Source organism: Bacillus sp. 01N45, from assembly GCF_056399205.1.
The window spans coordinates 149,227-166,761 of record NZ_JBFTQW010000002.1 but is presented as its reverse complement, the minus strand read 5'-3'; the positions used below and the strand labels follow the sequence as shown (position 1 = coordinate 166,761).

Here is a 17,535-nt window from a genome sequence, read left to right as displayed (position 1 = left end):
GCTCGTTCTCGCATGTATTATATATTCATTTTAAATATTTACTTTCCCTTGGTTTTTCCATTTGAAGTTATAAATTATTAAACTAGTAATATAGCCCATTAACCAGTGGCTTCTTTTTTTGGCACTAGCAAGAGTTTTATAATCTACTTTCTTTAGCTTCTTTTGAGAGAAGATTATTTCATGGGCTATTTGCAACATGCAGCAGGGACATGTTTAACACTTAATTGGATACATAAAGCAAGTTTAATAAAAATAAAAAACAGTTGACGGATTACCTTCTGTCAACTGTTTTTATTACGAATATTGGTGACGAAACCCATAATTGTTAGGTTTCCTTTAGCATAAAGTTCGGTCTCCAATTTTCCAGCTAAACCATCTCCCATGCCCTTCGGTTTCTCCAACCGTTTCACGATATTCGTTTCCGTTAATATAATAATCAATATGAAGGTCCCGGTCCCACATGTTGTTATATAGGTGGAATACATCACGTTTTGCACCGATTTCTTGGATTTGTTTTTCTAACTTACGTTTTACTTGTTCAGGTATTTGATTTGCGACGTGTGTATGGAAAATACAGATTATAGCATCTTTACTTATTTGTTCGATGATAGATGGCAATAGCTCCACACCGTCTCCTTCTATTAATTGAACAGATTCAGTTTTCACTAAAGATGCTGCTTGGTCAAACATTTCAAGTCTTTCTTTATGCTCTGGCCAAATGAGTGCACGTAGCCACAAATAATCTTCATTACTATGTAAATCATTTACATGTAAATCTAGTCCTATTCTTTCTGCGACAGATGGACTTTCTTTTAGAAAATGAGGCACATTCTCTCCTCTTATTTCAGAAGTTACATGCACATTCGAGTTTATATTTCCGTATGTTACATCTGTTCCATACGAATAGCTATATTGATCCCAGAACAGTTGTAATCCAGAACTTGTCCCAATTTCAATTAACGCTAATTGTTTTTTCACTTTATTAAATATGTAACAAAAACTTGGGTATAAGTACGCACATCGCCTTACTTCATTCGTTTGAACGAGTTTCGTTTGTAATAAGGTAATGATTTCTTCTCGATACGTTTTACAGAAATCTTTAAAATAATCAAAAGCTTGATTTAAATCCGTATTAGCATTTTCAACTAAGCTACTGTAATACATTTTTAAATGATGTTCTTTCCCTGATAGTAATAAATAATGTACAGCACCTAATAATAAGTTTGGAATTGGTTGGCCTACTTGAGCGTAGGAAGATAGTGTAAGTACTTCCTCATCTTCAGCAATTTTTATTGATAAGTATTCATATAAATCACTTGACCCTTTACATTCCTTTATTGAAAAATTTCGAAATAAGTTTGCGATTTGTTCTTGTGTACGCATTGGTATCCCTCCTTTTCATTTTACAGAATAACCATACTATTATCAGAGGTAAAATTCCATAAAAAGGTATCTTTTCTACCCATTCTACGATACGTAAGCTTTTTCGGGATAATTTCAAACTGTAATTTTTTTCTATTTATCACCTTAAAAGAGCTTGTTAAATAAGATTTTTGGCGAATAAAACGTTAAATAGTTTAAAATTATCAGATAACACTAGATATTTTAGTCTATTAATTATTATAATAGAGTATGAGATGGTTATACAATTGAGACAAAAAAGGTAAATACCTAGGTGGGGCCTAGGCGGTGTTTCTCTTTTACGGCTTAGACATAGAAAACACCTACTCTTTTTTGCCAATATAGGGGATGGAGAGATTATCATGAGCAACATGCAGCAAAAAACAGACGTTATCTTAATTGGTGCAGGAATTATGAGTGCAACGTTAGGCTCATTACTAAAAGAATTAGCACCTGAATGGGAAATTAAAGTTTTTGAAAAACTCGCAAGTGCCGGGGAAGAAAGCTCTAATGAATGGAATAATGCAGGTACAGGGCATTCTGCGCTATGCGAACTGAACTATACTTCCGAAAAATCTGACGGATCTATAGATATTAGTAAGGCTGTAAAAGTGAATGAGCAATTCCAGCTTTCAAGACAATTTTGGGCATATCTTGTAAAAAGTAAATTAATTCGTAATCCACAAGATTTCATTATGCCTCTACCTCATATGAGTTTAGTACAAGGTGAAAAAAATGTTGAGTTTCTAAAAAACCGTTTTGAAGCGCTTTCAAAAAATCCACTGTTTCAAGGTATGGAATTTTCCGATGCTCCTGAAACATTAAAAAAATGGCTTCCACTCATTATGGAAGGACGTACACCTAACGAACCAATGGCTGCAACGAAGATTGATTCTGGAACAGATGTTAACTTCGGTGCATTAACACGTATGTTGTTTGATTACTTACAAACGAAAAATGTCGAGCTAAACTACAAACATAGTGTCGAAAATATTAAACGCACAAAGAATGGTTTGTGGGAAGTAAAAGTACACGATATGAATAGTGGTAAAATTGAGCATCACACTGCAAAATTCGTCTTTATCGGCGGCGGTGGCGGTAGTCTACCTCTACTACAAAAGACTGGTATCCCTGAATCAAAACATATTGGTGGATTCCCTGTAAGTGGACTATTTATGGTATGTAAAAACCAAAAAGTTGTCGAGCAACATCATGCGAAAGTATATGGTAAAGCTAAAGTTGGCGCTCCGCCAATGTCTGTACCTCACCTTGATACGAGATATATAGACAATAAAAAAGCTTTACTATTTGGACCGTTCGCAGGGTTCTCTCCTAAGTTCTTAAAAACTGGCTCAAACCTTGACTTAATTGGTTCTGTAAAACCAAATAACGTCTTAACGATGTTAGCTGCTGGTGTAAAAGAAATGGGATTAACAAAATACTTAATTCAGCAAGTTATGTTATCTCACGAAAAACGTATGGAAGAATTACGCGAATTCATTCCGAACGCGAAAAGTGAAGATTGGGATATTGTAGTTGCTGGGCAACGTGTACAAGTAATTAAAGATACTGATGCTGGCGGTAAAGGTACACTTCAATTCGGTACTGAAGTTGTTAGTGCAGCTGACGGCTCAATCGCTGCATTACTAGGTGCTTCACCAGGTGCCTCTACTGCCGTTCACGTCATGCTTGAAGTATTAGAAAAATGTTTCCCGAGCCGCATGGTAGAATGGGAAGAAAAAATAAAAGAAATGATTCCTTCTTATGGCATTTCACTAACTGAAAATCCAAGATTGTTCCAAGACCTTCACACTTCTACAGGTCGTACGCTTGGATTAAATGAAAAAGAAACGGTTCATAATTAAAGAAGTTATTAAAAAACGTCCGATTTATTCGGACGTTTTTTTGTTACTAAAAATTATATTTATCAATATTCTCTTTCGTAAATACAACCCGCTCTGGTAATACTATAATTCCATTTCCTTCTGCTTCATAATCATAACCTTGGATGGAGTTTGGCTCTACTTTCACTTTTCCGATTCCTTTTACTTCGAAACTATCCCCTACTTTTAACTTCTTCCCTTTTACTACTATTTCATTTGCTACATACGTTGCGAGTGCACCTTGTTGTTTTACATCCCATAATCCAAATTGTTGTACTGTTCCACGTTTTACGTAATCACGCATAACGTTTGGTGTGGAAAAACCAGTTACGACTACTTTTTTATCCATTTTTAAGTTTTCAGCTGCTTGTGCCATCGCTGGTAGTGCCGTTGCATCCGGGCAAATGACTGCATTAATATCTGGATATGTTTTTAAAATGTTCTCTCCTACAGATAAAGATTTTTGCGCATTATTTTCACCATACTGCGTCGTTACAATTTCCCAGCTTGGATATTTCTTTTTAATAATTTCTTTCGCTTTCGTTACCCATTGGTTTTGATCCGTTACTGTTGGGCTAGAATAAAAGAAAGCTACTTTTCCTTTATCTCCAATTTGTTTGGAAGTCATTTCAATTAATAAATTAGCAAGTTGATCTGGTGTTCCTTGGCTTATATAAAATGATCGGTCTTTCGGATTCACATCAGAATCCCACGTTAAAACAGTCATTCCTTTTTTCTTAGCTCGTTGCAATGATTGCGATAGACCATCTACTGAAGTAGATGAGACCATAAGTGCATCATAGTTTTGATTAATAAAGTTGTTTATATATTTCACTTGCCCTGATACGCTTGCTTCAGACGGTCCATCATATTTCACATGTACGCCTAACTTATCTCCCATCTCTTTTGCTCCTTCACCGCCCGATGTAAAGAAGCCAACTCCAGTTAATTTCGGAATGAATGCAAATTTCACATCATCTGCCCTTTTCTTATCTGCCGTTTGACTAGAGCAAGCGATTAAACCGATTAAACAAATGCATACAATGAATACAATCCCCAGTTTTCTCTTCATGACATTTCCCCCTTATGCAAGTTCTTTCTTTTCCACGGTGTGAATTGATGTAATTTGAAATGTCTCATAATAACTGAAAGAATAAGAATAATACCAATAACTACGTTAGATTGTTCATTTGTTAAACCCGTCATTTGCAAGCCATACTGCATTAACCCAATAAAAATACTCGCCAGTACAGTACCGATAATACTTCCTTTTCCCCCTGTAATAAGTGTCCCGCCTAATACGACTGCTGTAATGATTGGTAAAATCGTTTCACTTCCCATATCAGCACGTGCGGAGCTGAAATATGCAGTTAAGAAAGCGCCTCCTAATCCACCTCCTAACCCGGAAAGTATGTAAGCGATGATGACTACTTTTTTCGTTTTGATCCCAGTGTATTTTGCTGCATTTTCGTTTGCACCAGTTAATTTGACGTGGCGCCCATAAATAGTACGGTGAAACAATACAGTGCATAAAATCGTTAATATAATCAATAACCATAATAAATTCGGTATCCCTATAAAACTACCGTTTGCCAGTTGTACAAATGCGTCAGGCAAACCACCTATCCCTTCATATCCAGAAGCACCTGCCCCTCCTGAAATGACGAGTGCAATTCCGCCGTATAAAAACATTGTTCCGAGTGTAACGACAAGTGGCTCTACGTCTGTCATTTTTATAATGAATCCGTTTAAAGCTCCTGCTAAACAGCTGATTAAAAGAGCTAATATGACCGCTAGCAAAATAGGTATTCCATTCATCCAAAGTACACCAATTATAATCGAAGTTAACCCCATAATAGATCCTACAGAAACGTCAATTCCTCCTGTTACAATAACGAAAGTCATTGGTATCGCTGCGATTGCTATAAATAGAAAATCATTTGTACTAAAAAGGAGATTACTAATATTTAAGAAATCACTACTTATAAAACTAAAGAGAATGAATTCTATAAAAAGTAATACAATTAGAACACCTTCCCATCTGTACAAATACTTCATAGATTCATCCTCCTTTCCGCCTTCCACTTTTTCATAACACTATCTAATATAACGATTACTAATAATAAAAACCCTGAAATAGCATTATTCCAAAACGCAGGTATTTTTAAAAAGACAAGTGAACTACTAATCGCCTCTAAAAATACTGCTCCTAATGCAGCTCCAACTATAGAACCCGTTCCTCCTTTTAAATGAATTCCCCCTAGTACAGCAGCTGCGATAACCTGTAGTTCTATCCCGGTACCTGTTTGATTTGGTACGAACCCGATATTCATGACAAATATGCAACCAGCGAGAGCAGCGCTTATGCCAGATATAATAAACGCATATATCTTCACTTTATTAACTGGTATACCAATGAGTCTCGCGCCATCTTCATTATCACCTACCGCATAGAAGTATCTTCCGAATGGCACTTTCCTTAAAAAGAAGTATAGTAGTAGTAAAATAATAAGAACAACCCATACAATTATCGGCAAACCAAATATGACGATCGATGACAGTTGCTTAAAATTGTTTGGTATGTCTTCAATCCACTTTCCGCCTGTGAAAATTAACATCGCACCTCTAATGATCCCTAACATACCTAATGTCATAATAATAGCTGGTACCCGAAACTTCGCAACGCCAATCCCATTTATAAAACCGAGAATAGCGCCAAGTAAAATAGCAGCAAGTATGGACAAAAATGCATGATATCCATCCGTTAACAACATCCCGCAAACAGCTGCGCTTAATCCCATAATTGAACCGACTGATACGTCTATATTTTTCGTAAATAAGACGAACGATTGGCCAATTGCTAGCACAACTAAAATAACGCTTGATTTCATCATTAAAGATAACGAGTTAAGCTGAACGAAACTTGGATTTATCATTCCGACAATGGCAATGTAAATGAGTAATAATAGTATGATAGATGTTTCGTGCATTTTATACATACGTTTCATTCCGTTACACCTCCGTATGCAAGACGTGTAACTTCATCTACAGTCATATTTTGTTTCTCTAAATGAGAAACAAATTGTCCATTTCGCATTACATATACACGATTTACTAATTGAACGATTTCTTCAACATCGGAAGAGATTAATAATATTGCGAGTCCTTCCCTTTTCATTTTTTCTATCGTCTCATATACTTCAATCCTTGCTTTCGCATCAATTCCGCGAGTCGGTTCATCAAGAATAATAATTTTTGGATTACACGCAAGATATTTTGCAAGCACGACTTTTTGCTGATTACCTCCCGATAAAGATGCTAGAACTTCATCCATGCTTCGTACAACAATTCGAAACTGTTCTATATACGCCTTCAATAAAGCGCTTTCTTTTTCTTGGTTAATGAAAAATCGACTATTCTGATGTAAACTTGCTGCAGTCATATTTTCTTTAACCGATGCAATTGAGAAAATACCATTTCTTGCTCTATCCTCTGGCACATAAACTAATCCCTCGCTAAGTCTTTTATGCAAAGAGCATGAATCAATTGATTTTCCTTCTAATAAAATAGAACCTGATTTTATAGACTTCAATCCAAATATGGTTTCTGCTAATTCCGTTCTGCCTGATCCAACAATGCCAGCAATTCCTACAATCTCTCCAGCATGTACAGTAAATGATATATTTTCGAATGCGTGACTCGTTATATCAATTACTTCTAATATTTTTTTCGTTTCTTTTGTCTCTTGCACTATTTCTCTTTTCTCTTCTTGTTTATACCCTTTCGGCAATAACCCCTCCATTAGCATGTCATATGTATAGTCACATACATCACCTTGGCTTACAATCATTCCATCACGTAATATCGCTACTTTGTTGGCAATTTCAAAGATTTCTGGAAAGCGATGCGTAATATATATCATTCCAATTCCTTTTTCTTGTAAACTTTTCATCAGCACAAAAAGACTCTTTATTTCGTGAGTTGTTAATGTCGATGTTGGCTCATCTAAAATAAGAATCTCGGCTTGCCGTATTAATCCTCTAACGATTTCTACTAACTGTTGCTGCGCAATGGATAGTGATCCTCCTAATTCTTTAAGGTCAATATCCCATCTTAAACTGTCAATCAATTGCTGAATCTTTACTTTTAATTCCTTTTTCTTCCCTTTTAGTCCGATACATATATTTTCTTCAATGGTCATATGCGGAAAAATGAGTGGTTCTTGTGGTATTAAGTAAATCCCTTCTCGGTGTGCTTTTTCCGGATTTACAAACTGTTTCCTCATTCCTTTTACATACATTTCTCCACTATCATACGAATATAACCCCGTTAATATTTTCATTAATGTTGATTTTCCAGCACCATTTCCTCCAACTAAAGCGTATATATCGCCACGCTCTACTTGTAAGTTCACCTCTTTTAACACATGTTGATTTGAAAACGCCTTACTCATTTTCTTTACATGTAATAAAGGTACGTTCTCCACATGATGTCACCTGCCTTCATCCAGAACATTTTTTGAGAAAATGATTATTTGTTCTACTTGTTTTGTAGCATTGTATATTTCTTTTTTCATATCTAGAACACTTTTTTCATCAGACAATTAATCGTTTCAACTGGAATAAACAAAATACATGGCACATATGTTTAAGCAGTGGTCAATTGTTGAAAGGGATGACGCGTATGACACAGCTGAACTTTGAAGAGAATTTATTAACTAAAGTAGCTTGGTACTATTATAAAGACCAATTAACACAACAGGAAATTGCTTCACTTCTTCACATTTCAAGAAATAAAGTTGTCCGATTATTAGATAAGGCGCGCAGTGAAGGTATCGTTACATTTCACGTAAAAGGGACTGGTTTACACTGTTTAAGTATTGAGCGTGACCTAATGAAAAAATTCCATTTAAAAGATGCTTTCATTATCCCTACTCCAATAAACAATTATCACGCTTCTCTCGGAAAAGCTGCTGCACAGTATTTAGAAACTCAGCTCCAACAAGGCAATTTACTCGGCATTGGCTGGGGTGAAACGATTAGCAAAATGCTAGAAAACATTCATTTTGAAACTTCTATAAATCTTTCAATTGTAACGCTAACAGGCGGAGTAAATCACTATCTCCCGAGAAAACAAAACTATTTTCACTACATGCAAGGCGATTTTCACATTATCCCTACGCCGTTTCTAGCATCTACAACCGAAATGGCACAAAGTATTCTATCAGAACCGAGTGTAAAAGATATGCTTCATGTCGCTTCACTTGCTCATACAGCAGTTGTTGGCATTGGCGGGCTATCCCAAGACGCAACTATTGTAAAAGAAGAAAAATTAACACTACGTGAGATGACATATATTCGTAGTCAAAACGGTGCTGGCGATATTTTAGGGCAGTTTTATAATACGAATGGTGATTTATTAAAGCTCCCACATCATAATCGACTAATTGGTACGCCGCTCTCGATTCTGCGCAAAATGAAACATGTCGTTGGTGTTGCTGGAGGTATAGAAAAGATAGATGCAATTTATGGTGCCTTAAAAGGAAAGTTCATTCATACATTAATTACCGATGAGGAAACGGCCCTCTCCTTATTACGAAAGGATGGTGATTGTTAATGTCTCATTTATTAGCTTTTGATGCTGGTACAGGAAGCATTCGAGCTGTTCTTTTTGATTTACTAGGTAATCAAATTGCGGTCAGTCAAAAAGAATGGGTTCATAAAACGGATCCTTGTTATCCAGGCTCTATGAATTTTGATGTAAAAGAAAACTGGCAACTTGTACAACAATGCACGAAAGAAGTTTTACAAAGAAGTAATGTCTCGCCCTCTTCTATTCAAGCTATTAGCGCTACTAGTATGCGAGAAGGTTTTGTTTTATATGATAAAGATGGGCAAGAAATTTGGGCTTGTGCAAATGTTGATGGGCGCGCATCCGCCGAAGTTAGTGAACTAAAAGAAATTCGGTCACATCTTGAAGAAGAATTATATACAAGATCTGGTCAAACTTTTTCATTAGGTGCTTTACCCCGCCTACTTTGGATTAAAAAACATGAACCAGACGTCTATAATGCTATTCACTCTTTTACGATGTTAAACGATTGGATTTTATATAAATTAAGCGGCGTGCTGCAAATCGATCCATCAAATGGATGTACGTCCGGTATTTTTGACCTGCAAAATAGAGTATGGGATAACGATGTCGCTATCGAGTGCGGTTTAACGTTACCATTTTCAACAACAGTAAATGAAGCGGGTACAGTAATTGGCAACGTCACAAAAGAGTGTGCAGCATTAACTGGATTATGTGAAGGAATTCCTGTCGTCGCCGGGGGCGGAGATGCACAAATGGCCTCACTTGGAACAGGAGTCGTGAAACCTAATCAAACGTTAATATGCGGAGGTAGTTTTTGGCAACAAGAAGTCAATGTTACAGAACCAAAAACAGATCCACATGCTTCCATTCGGGTAAATTGTCACGTCGTACCTAACCTTTGGCAATATGAAACGATTGCCTTTTTCCCAGGCCTTGTTATGCGCTGGTTTCGAGACGCTTTTTGCCATGAGGAAAAGAAACTTGCTGACAAACTCGGTGTAGATGCTTATACATTATTAGAAGAACAAGCGAAAGACGTACCTGTTGGTTCACATGGCATTATCCCTACCTTTTCAAATGTTATGAACTACATTTCTTGGCGTCATGCCGCACCTTCTTTTTTAAATTTAAGTTTAGATGCAGACAAATGCGGAAAAAAAGAACTGTTCCGTGCTATTGAAGAAAATGCTGCCTTCGTTACACTTGGCAACTTAAAATTAATAGAAAATCTAACAGGGACATTCCCTTCTGAAGTCATTTTTGCTGGCGGTGCTGCTAAAGGAAAACTATGGCCACAAATTTTATCGGACGTCCTTGGTATTCCTGTAAAAGTACCTGTTGTGAAAGAAGCAGCTGCTTTAGGAACTGCGATTGCTGCTGGAGTTGGCGCTGGCATATATTCAGCTATGGAAGAAACTGCTGAACAGTTTGTACAGTGGGAGCACACATTTGAACCAGTTACTGAAAATCATGAACTATATAAAGAATTCTATGAAACATGGAAAACTGTGTATAACAGTCAACTCGCTTTAGCTGATAAAGGGCTCACCTCACATATGTGGATTGCGCCTGGTGCTCTGTAACACATTACATAAAGGAGTGAAAAAGTATGTTAAAAGCGAATGAAAATGACTTCTCCTATCGCTTCGGTGATAATGGGCCGAAATATTTAATACAAGGTCCGAATATTGATCTTGGCCTTGTTGTCATTCAGCCTGGGCAAGAGTTTCAAAATCACTACCATACGACGTGCGAGGAAGTCTTTTATGCATTAGAAGGTGAAATTGATTTCTATGTGAATAACGAAAAAGTTCCGATTAAACAAGGCGATGTATTGCAAGTTCGCCCTCATGAATCTCACTATCTTATTAACCATTCTGACAAACCTTTTAAAGCAGTTTTTATTAAGTCACCACATTTACCAAATAAAGATACGGTACAAACGGAAAATCCAACATTAACGAAGGAGTGATTTCTAATGACTTGGGGATTTAAAAATCGATTAAATACAATTTTGCCTGATGGAAGAGCGGTTATGTTAGCGATAGATCACGGCTACTTTTTAGGACCCATTCACGGGCTAGAACAGCCACTTGAAACAGTTAAAAACTTACTTCCTTACACAGATTCCCTCTTTTTAACTCGAGGTGTACTTAGCTCCTGTATTCCTGAAAACTGCAGCACACCGATGGTTATGCGTGTTTCAGGTGGAGCTACTGTCGTCGGTAAAGATTTAGCGAATGAAACAATTGTTACACCAGTAAAAGAAGCAGTAAAACAAAACGCAATTGGCGTCGGTGTTTCTGTTTTCGTCGGATCAGACTATGAAACACAAACTGTTTCAAATCTCGCAAATGTAGTTTCAGAAGCTCACGATTACGGTCTACCAGTACTCGGTATTACCGCTGTTGCGAAAGAATTACAAAAACGTGAAGCACGCTTTCTAGCACTCGCTTCCCGCGTATGTGTTGAAATGGGTGCTGACATTATTAAAACGTATTACTGCGAAGGATTCGAAAAAATCACCAGCACTTGCCCTGCCCCAGTTGTAATCGCTGGTGGTCCAAAACTCGATTCAATTGAAGACGCATTAAACATTACGTACAATGCACTGCAAGAAGGCGCAATCGGCGTAGATATGGGGCGAAACATATGGCAATCTGAACATCCTGCTGCGATGATTCAAGCGATTCATGGCATTGTGAAGAATAGATTGAATGTGAAAGAGGCACTCCAATTATTCGACGATGTAAAAAATTAAAATAAACGACAGACTATTACTCTTAAATATATACAAAATTAATATTTACTATAAAGAAAAACCTCTATGTTAGATTACTAAGTAACCTAGCATAGAGGTTTTCTTTTACATTTTTTTGTTCCGGATTTAGTCAGATTTCTACAGATCGCGTACGTTCCAAACAATCTCACCGCGCTCCCCCCACGTACTGTGATGCCGATGAAACCCTATCTTTTCTAATACCCGGAAAGACGCTGTATTCCAAGCACCTACAGTTGACCAAAGTCTTTGGCGCCCCGTAGCGATCGCGGCCTCAAGCACTGCTGATGCTGCCTCTGTCGCATAACCTTTTCGATGAGCACTTTGGAACAACTCATATGCAATCTCTGGCTCTTCAAGCGTGGAACGACCGATGATTAAACCACAGTATCCGATGAAATCCCCTTCTTCTCGCCTACGTATAGTAAGAAGAGAAATACCATTTTCAGTTGCTTTCTTGCGCATTTCGATAAGAGAGCTACGAACAGATTCAATGGTTGGCATGTCCACACCACGTTCACCAATTAATTGTCTCAGCCAGACTGCATCAGATTCCTCCCACATATTCAGATCGAGTCGTTCCGTTTTTAACTGGAACGCCATATCTTTAAAAACAGCTGTCATAGCGGTAACCTCCTATTGATTTCACTGTACTACTTATAATAGTTTCGTACTTTACCATATGGGAAACCTGCTTGATTCATACATTATTATTTTATGCATAAGCAATTCCTCTGCTAAATAGACCTTGTTATCAAACTTCATTTTAAGTCTACAATATTTGATTTATGAATGAGTTTAAATTTACATTTAAAAATGTATCGCACTTTCTTTTTTGTTAAAATAAAGAAAAGGAGGAATGATTATGAAACGAATGGGTTTTGAACGGCCTACTGATTATTACGATGAAAGGTTATATACTATCGATGAAAAAATTTGTGCCCTATTAAAAGAACGAAAAGAACTTTCAGATGGTGATCCAGGTTTTCCACATGATGAAGCCATTTATAAATGGGCAAAGCAATACGGATTCTATCCAGACTATTTAAATTCATTATTCTCTTCCATGATGGACGAAGGTGAATTTAAACCTCGCGTCGAACCAACTACATTCAAAAAACATATACCTGCTTTTAAATCTTATGAACATGATGGTATCATGTATACCGTAACTTTTATTCGGCAATATGCAAATGCTAGTGTCGTTTATTTATATAGCGATTGGGATTCTACGAATAACACTTTTAATGAAAATAAGCCTCATAGTTTCTTCCAATTATCAATAGATGATACATATGACTGCTGGCCTGAAGGTGGTGGCGGTACTGATGGACATTTGAGTCATCATTTCGTTGTATCTCCTGCCCTTCCTGATAATTCGTCTGGAATTAGATTACAATTTAAAGAACTCAATATACCGTTTAGGAAAGATCAAACTGTACTTGAATTTGAAATTAAGATAGATTAATAAAGAAGCTGTCTCACATGCCCTTTTCCTGACTAAAATTCGTTTATTTTCACTTTTATGTCCCTTAAAATGATCAAGCCCCTTTCCAAACTGGATAAGGGGTATAGTTACATCTTCATGCAATTACTCTTGTAAATTTGTTATTAAATTTTCTTACCATCTTTATAGTCAAGGCAGGACACTTCAATTAACAATCCATTAAACATTGAAAAATAAAAACCGTAACTACTACCTCTCATTGCATACGGCGCCTTTTCTATTTCAATGCCACCAGCTACTAAACGATTATATGTTTGATCAACTTCACTTGAAGTATCCACTAAAAAACCAATATGAAAAGCTTCAGGGTACATAACTTCCTTATTTCCCTTAAATGCTTTTGGATCGCTTAGCACAAGTATAAATCCACTCTCATCACTCATCACTACTAGTGCCTTCCCCTTTTGCTCCAAAAATTGAAAATCAAAAAATGTTTCAAAGAAATGTCTCGCTTCTGATAAATCATCAACACATAGATTCAAATGATTTAACTTCATTTACTCATCTCCTATTAAACAGAAGTTATATAGACTCATATCCATAACACCTAAATATGTAAAGCAAGATATTCAAGCGTTCCGTCTAAGACTATGCTTTATAGTCTAATACTTTTCTCTATAGCTTAGAACGCTTTTTTAATGCATGCAATTACATGAATCATTCGACATGAAATTTTAATTTACCTATATAAAATGGTCAAATTATTTACTTTTCAAATTGTGTAAAATCCACTCAATTAAGAACATTGCCGAAGAGGTACGTTCTATTGTATCCCCTACAAATAGTTTATGAAGTAATGCCTCCAAATGAATTGGTTTATTAGGCAACATTTGTATATATCTTAAAACAGATCCCGCTGGCGGTGTAGGTTTGTTATGAATGGCCCATATGCCTTCTATCAATGTCCAAGTTGACGTGTGAACTATGTATGAAGCTTTTAACTCATCATTTGCTTTTAAAGCAGACTGAATTTTAATGAGCGAACTATGCAACCAATAAGAAATGCCTTTCACTTTGTCACTAGAAACACGATAGTTTTCAAATTCATATGTAGCTATTTCCTTTAACTTTTTCAACTCGCCGCTTTTATCAAATAAAATTTCCCCTTCTAAAAATGAGTATAATTCCATCGGATTGTTTTTGAAGTTTTCTAGTATTTGATTAACGTCTGCATACTTATATTCAACTAAAATTTCTTCTCTCGTTTCAGAATGAAATTTCTTATTTTGTCCGTCTTCTAAAAGAACATAGAAGTCTAAATCCGAATCAGGATATGCATCACCTCTTGCGACAGATCCGATAAGCATACATCCAGTTATCTTATTTATAGATAAGATTTCAGCTACTATGGTTTGCACTAATTTTTTATGTTGTTCATGTTTAATAGATATTTGTGCTTCTAACATTTGTAACCTCCAAACATTTTTTTCACTTCATGTACCTCCATTTATAACGAAACAATAAAACATATATCACATCCATATTTTACTATAAGTCAAAAAAAGAGGATATTTGTTTATTAATAAACAAATATCCTCTACCTTTAATTATATTTTACGACTGCTGATAAGCCGCTTTCGATGATTTTACATAATAAACTGCGTGATCCACTTTAATGATATGATCTGGTTTTGGTTTACCACGACTCGCTCTATGTCCTGCTAGATGTTCTTCACTTGTTTCCCAGTTTTTCCATGCTTCTTCAGATTCCCAGCGAATCATAACGACAACTTCTTCGTCGCCGCGTCTTACTTTTTTCACAAGAACGCTTAAGTCGATGAAGCCTTCAAATTTTTCAATAATACCTTCGCCAGTGAAACGTTCTACAACTATATTTGATGTACCTTCTTTTACTGTAAATGTTTTCGTTTCAATAAACATATATCCCACTCCCTCTTTATAATACGAATACTACTATTCTTCTATTATAGTTGATTATGATAATTATTTTCAATTAAAAAGTTTTAATTATTTGAATCATGCCGTTTTCTCTTCAACTGCCTCATCTAAAAATTTGAAATACGGAAGTAATAATCCTATTAAAGAAGTAATACATATAATCGCACCGATAATAAAGTATAGTGCTCTTATTCCCCAGATTTCACTTAGTATGCCTCCTAATAACACACCTAACGGCATAGCAGATCGTATGAAAAATAAACGCACTGAAAATACTTGTCCTATCATATTGTTCGGTACTGTTTGTTGGCTTATTGTCGTGTTATGAACATTGAAAAAGGCAATGCAAATGCCTGCAACAACTTCAATGAACACTGCAATTACTATACTATGATTGAATGCTAGAGAAATATATGTGAGTCCTCCTATAAACAATCCACCAAGCATAAGTATACGCCGGCTTTTATATGTTACTTTTCCGACTAGTATAGATCCAACTACATAGCCAAATGGGAATCCGGCCATAAAATAACCAAATTCCGCATACCCGGCTGACAGCTCGTCTTTTATATAAGGAAGATTTGTAACTAGCGTAACCCCAACTCCAAATTGCACGAAAGTAAGAAAAATACCGAGCCAAACGATAACTGGTTTTGTGAAAAAATATGTAAAACCGTGAAGAAACTGTTCTAACCACGTTTTCCGAATAGATTGTTTTGTTCTCTTTTCTTTTATATTAAGTAATAATGCACCACTAACAAATAGACAAATACATACGAAAGATAATGTAAGTTCTGTTCCAATCAAATGAATGATTACTCCGGCTAATACGGGCGCAAGAAACATCATAAGACGAGCCATTCCATCAATATACGCATTTGCGTCTTGAAGCTGTTCTTTACTTACAATACTCGGTGTAATTGCTTGACTTGCAGGTGTATACAGCGGCGTAATAAGCCCGATTATTATTTGTACGACATACACATGCCAAACTTCTATACTGTTAGTAAGTAACATGACTAACGGCAGTAAGAAAACCGAAGCCCGCATCCATTGCGAAAAAATCATAATCCACTTCCGGCTCCATTTATCAATAAATGGGCCACTTATTAGTTGTAGTATAAGAGATGGGATAAAGTATAGTAGCCACATACTACTTAATGCTGTTTTTGATCCTGTTAATTCGTAAACAAGAATCGAATTACATAACGTTCCGAAAGCCCCGCCTAACTCTGAAATTGCACTGCCAATCCACATATAAAAGAACGAACGGTTTTTCAATACATTTTTCAATTTCACACACCAACTTTTCTACTAGATTCCTCCCTCTATGTGCATTCTAGTTGCATATTATCTATTTAAAAACGCATCTAATTCTTTCGCTAACGACTGTACTGCTTTCTTTCTCAATACATATTTCCCGTCATGTATATCTACTAACTTCGCTGCACGTAACAATTTCAAATGATGGTGTACAGTCGATTTACCGAGTTGCAGTCTTTCTGTAATTTCCTGCAAAGTCCGTTCTTGTTCGAACAACATTTTTACAATGCGTAACCTCGCTTCATCCCCAAGTGCCTTATGTTTTTGAACTAAAAAATAATTCGGTTCATATAGATCTTCAGGATGGATGCTTTCGTTTGCGACTGGGTAATGAAATACTTTCGTATCTTCAATATCCGCCTCAATGTTCCACGGTCTGTACGTCATTTGCGGGATAAGAAGTACATAATGAACACTTGGTTCTGGCATATAGTTCACACCGCCAGTCGCCCACTCGACAAACTCTTCTGGTTTCATCTTTTTATTCATTTCATTTTTCGCTTCATAATCTCTTTGTAATATAGAAAGTATTTGCTCCTCCTCTTTCTGAATAACACTCTCATACCACCCTGTCATAACGGCTACCAAATGGTCCTTTAGTTTTTGCACATCGATATTACATATAAAACGAAGATACGTAGAGAAAAACTGATGATCATGTGTCAGTTCCATTAGTTCATGTATTGCAGTTACGTCTCCACTTGCTGCTAAATGTCTTTTCTTTTCATACTTCTCGCCTAAAAACGGTAAGCATATATATTTCAAATCTACTTCTGAAAGCGAATCGATTTTAGCATGAAACTGTGCTAAGTCCTGAAAATCCTCTTTATACAACAACTGAAGTAACGCTTTCCACGTATTATGTTCTTCTACAAACTGTAAGTGCTCTCTCATTTCTTCTGTTAATGATTCCTTAATTTCTTCCCATTCATTTTGACTCTTTTCAAGGGTATCGATTAACCTTTTATGAGTGATTGCCGCAATGCCGAGTGCGCATTCGAAAAGTATCGAATACTTCACTTGAACATGGTAAGTTTCCCTCTTTCTACTCGTTATGTGATAGACCTCCATTTTATCCCTCCCTGTTTACTATATATTAAATTCTATTTTTATCGAATTATACCTTCTATATTTTTAGAATTAATGAA

The 17,535-nt window shown here is 36.2% G+C and carries 17 protein-coding genes; 6 read left to right on the top strand and 11 right to left on the bottom strand.

Annotated elements, in window-relative coordinates; all coding sequences use genetic code 11:
• Positions 1-336 precede the first annotated feature (336 nt).
• Positions 337-1,383 carry a DUF2332 domain-containing protein gene (locus tag AC1DMU_RS05000; RefSeq protein ID WP_088063790.1) on the bottom strand — a complete coding sequence of 349 codons (1,047 nt, stop codon included), beginning with the start codon at positions 1,381-1,383 and terminating at the stop codon, positions 337-339.
• Between the two features lie 380 nt (positions 1,384-1,763).
• Between AC1DMU_RS05000 and AC1DMU_RS04995 the strand changes: the two genes are divergently transcribed.
• Positions 1,764-3,266, top strand: a complete 1,503-nt coding sequence (locus AC1DMU_RS04995) for a malate:quinone oxidoreductase (RefSeq protein WP_000069156.1) — start codon at positions 1,764-1,766, stop codon at positions 3,264-3,266.
• Positions 3,267-3,312: 46 nt separating this feature from the next.
• Here AC1DMU_RS04995 and lsrB read toward each other — a convergent pair whose 3' ends face one another.
• The 4 genes from lsrB to AC1DMU_RS04975 are packed head-to-tail and all read right to left on the bottom strand — an operon-like array spanning position 3,313 to position 7,770.
• On the bottom strand, positions 3,313-4,356 hold the full coding sequence (gene lsrB, locus AC1DMU_RS04990; protein WP_087984658.1) for an autoinducer 2 ABC transporter substrate-binding protein LsrB: 1,044 nt from the start codon (positions 4,354-4,356) through the stop codon (positions 3,313-3,315).
• Positions 4,353-5,342: an ABC transporter permease subunit gene (locus tag AC1DMU_RS04985; RefSeq protein WP_141542743.1), complete on the bottom strand. Its 990-nt coding sequence runs from the start codon at positions 5,340-5,342 to the stop codon at positions 4,353-4,355. Before AC1DMU_RS04985 ends, lsrB begins: the two co-directional genes overlap by 4 nt.
• On the bottom strand, positions 5,339-6,292 hold the full coding sequence (locus AC1DMU_RS04980) for an ABC transporter permease subunit (protein WP_060487174.1): 954 nt from the start codon (positions 6,290-6,292) through the stop codon (positions 5,339-5,341). Before AC1DMU_RS04980 ends, AC1DMU_RS04985 begins: the two co-directional genes overlap by 4 nt.
• The gene (locus AC1DMU_RS04975) at positions 6,289-7,770 is read right to left on the bottom strand and encodes a sugar ABC transporter ATP-binding protein (protein WP_097890221.1); all 1,482 of its coding nucleotides are present in this window, start codon (positions 7,768-7,770) and stop codon (positions 6,289-6,291) included. Before AC1DMU_RS04975 ends, AC1DMU_RS04980 begins: the two co-directional genes overlap by 4 nt.
• A 197-nt stretch (positions 7,771-7,967) precedes the next feature.
• Here AC1DMU_RS04975 and AC1DMU_RS04970 point away from each other — a divergent pair, with 197 nt between their 5' ends.
• From AC1DMU_RS04970 to lsrF, 4 genes are read left to right on the top strand one after another with little or no spacing between them, the layout of a single operon-like run.
• Positions 7,968-8,900 (top strand): sugar-binding transcriptional regulator, encoded by a 933-nt coding sequence (locus tag AC1DMU_RS04970; protein ID WP_088063792.1) that lies wholly within the window; start codon positions 7,968-7,970, stop codon positions 8,898-8,900.
• Positions 8,900-10,462, top strand: a complete 1,563-nt coding sequence (gene lsrK, locus AC1DMU_RS04965) for an autoinducer-2 kinase (RefSeq protein ID WP_142291763.1) — start codon at positions 8,900-8,902, stop codon at positions 10,460-10,462. Before AC1DMU_RS04970 ends, lsrK begins: the two co-directional genes overlap by 1 nt.
• Positions 10,463-10,488: 26 nt before the next feature.
• A complete protein-coding gene (locus AC1DMU_RS04960; RefSeq protein WP_046959771.1) occupies positions 10,489-10,851 on the top strand; it encodes a cupin domain-containing protein in 363 nt (120 codons plus the stop codon).
• 6 nt (positions 10,852-10,857) lie between these two features.
• Positions 10,858-11,640, top strand: a complete 783-nt coding sequence (lsrF, locus tag AC1DMU_RS04955; RefSeq protein ID WP_088063794.1) for a 3-hydroxy-5-phosphonooxypentane-2,4-dione thiolase — start codon at positions 10,858-10,860, stop codon at positions 11,638-11,640.
• Positions 11,641-11,778: 138 nt separating this feature from the next.
• Here the strand turns inward: lsrF and AC1DMU_RS04950 are convergent, their stop codons facing one another.
• Complete coding sequence (locus tag AC1DMU_RS04950) at positions 11,779-12,282, bottom strand: GNAT family N-acetyltransferase (protein ID WP_088063795.1); 504 nt, start codon at positions 12,280-12,282, stop codon at positions 11,779-11,781.
• Positions 12,283-12,523: 241 nt separating this feature from the next.
• Here AC1DMU_RS04950 and AC1DMU_RS04945 point away from each other — a divergent pair, with 241 nt between their 5' ends.
• Entirely contained in the window at positions 12,524-13,126 is a 603-nt protein-coding gene (locus AC1DMU_RS04945; protein ID WP_142291764.1) for a chorismate mutase, read from the top strand.
• A gap of 143 nt (positions 13,127-13,269) precedes the next feature.
• Here AC1DMU_RS04945 and AC1DMU_RS04940 read toward each other — a convergent pair whose 3' ends face one another.
• The 5 genes from AC1DMU_RS04940 to AC1DMU_RS04920 form a co-directional block, all read right to left on the bottom strand.
• Positions 13,270-13,662 carry a VOC family protein gene (locus tag AC1DMU_RS04940; protein WP_087984652.1) on the bottom strand — a complete coding sequence of 131 codons (393 nt, stop codon included), beginning with the start codon at positions 13,660-13,662 and terminating at the stop codon, positions 13,270-13,272.
• A 204-nt stretch (positions 13,663-13,866) separates the two neighbouring features.
• A complete protein-coding gene (locus AC1DMU_RS04935; RefSeq protein WP_088063797.1) occupies positions 13,867-14,571 on the bottom strand; it encodes a nucleotidyltransferase domain-containing protein in 705 nt (234 codons plus the stop codon).
• A 148-nt stretch (positions 14,572-14,719) separates the two neighbouring features.
• Complete coding sequence (hmoA, locus tag AC1DMU_RS04930; protein ID WP_088609164.1) at positions 14,720-15,046, bottom strand: heme-degrading monooxygenase HmoA; 327 nt, start codon at positions 15,044-15,046, stop codon at positions 14,720-14,722.
• A gap of 96 nt (positions 15,047-15,142) precedes the next feature.
• Positions 15,143-16,357 (bottom strand): MFS transporter, encoded by a 1,215-nt coding sequence (locus AC1DMU_RS04925; protein WP_142291765.1) that lies wholly within the window; start codon positions 16,355-16,357, stop codon positions 15,143-15,145.
• Between the two features lie 57 nt (positions 16,358-16,414).
• Positions 16,415-17,458, bottom strand: a complete 1,044-nt coding sequence (locus AC1DMU_RS04920; protein ID WP_088063800.1) for an ArsR/SmtB family transcription factor — start codon at positions 17,456-17,458, stop codon at positions 16,415-16,417.
• Between the last annotated feature and the right edge of the window lie 77 nt (positions 17,459-17,535).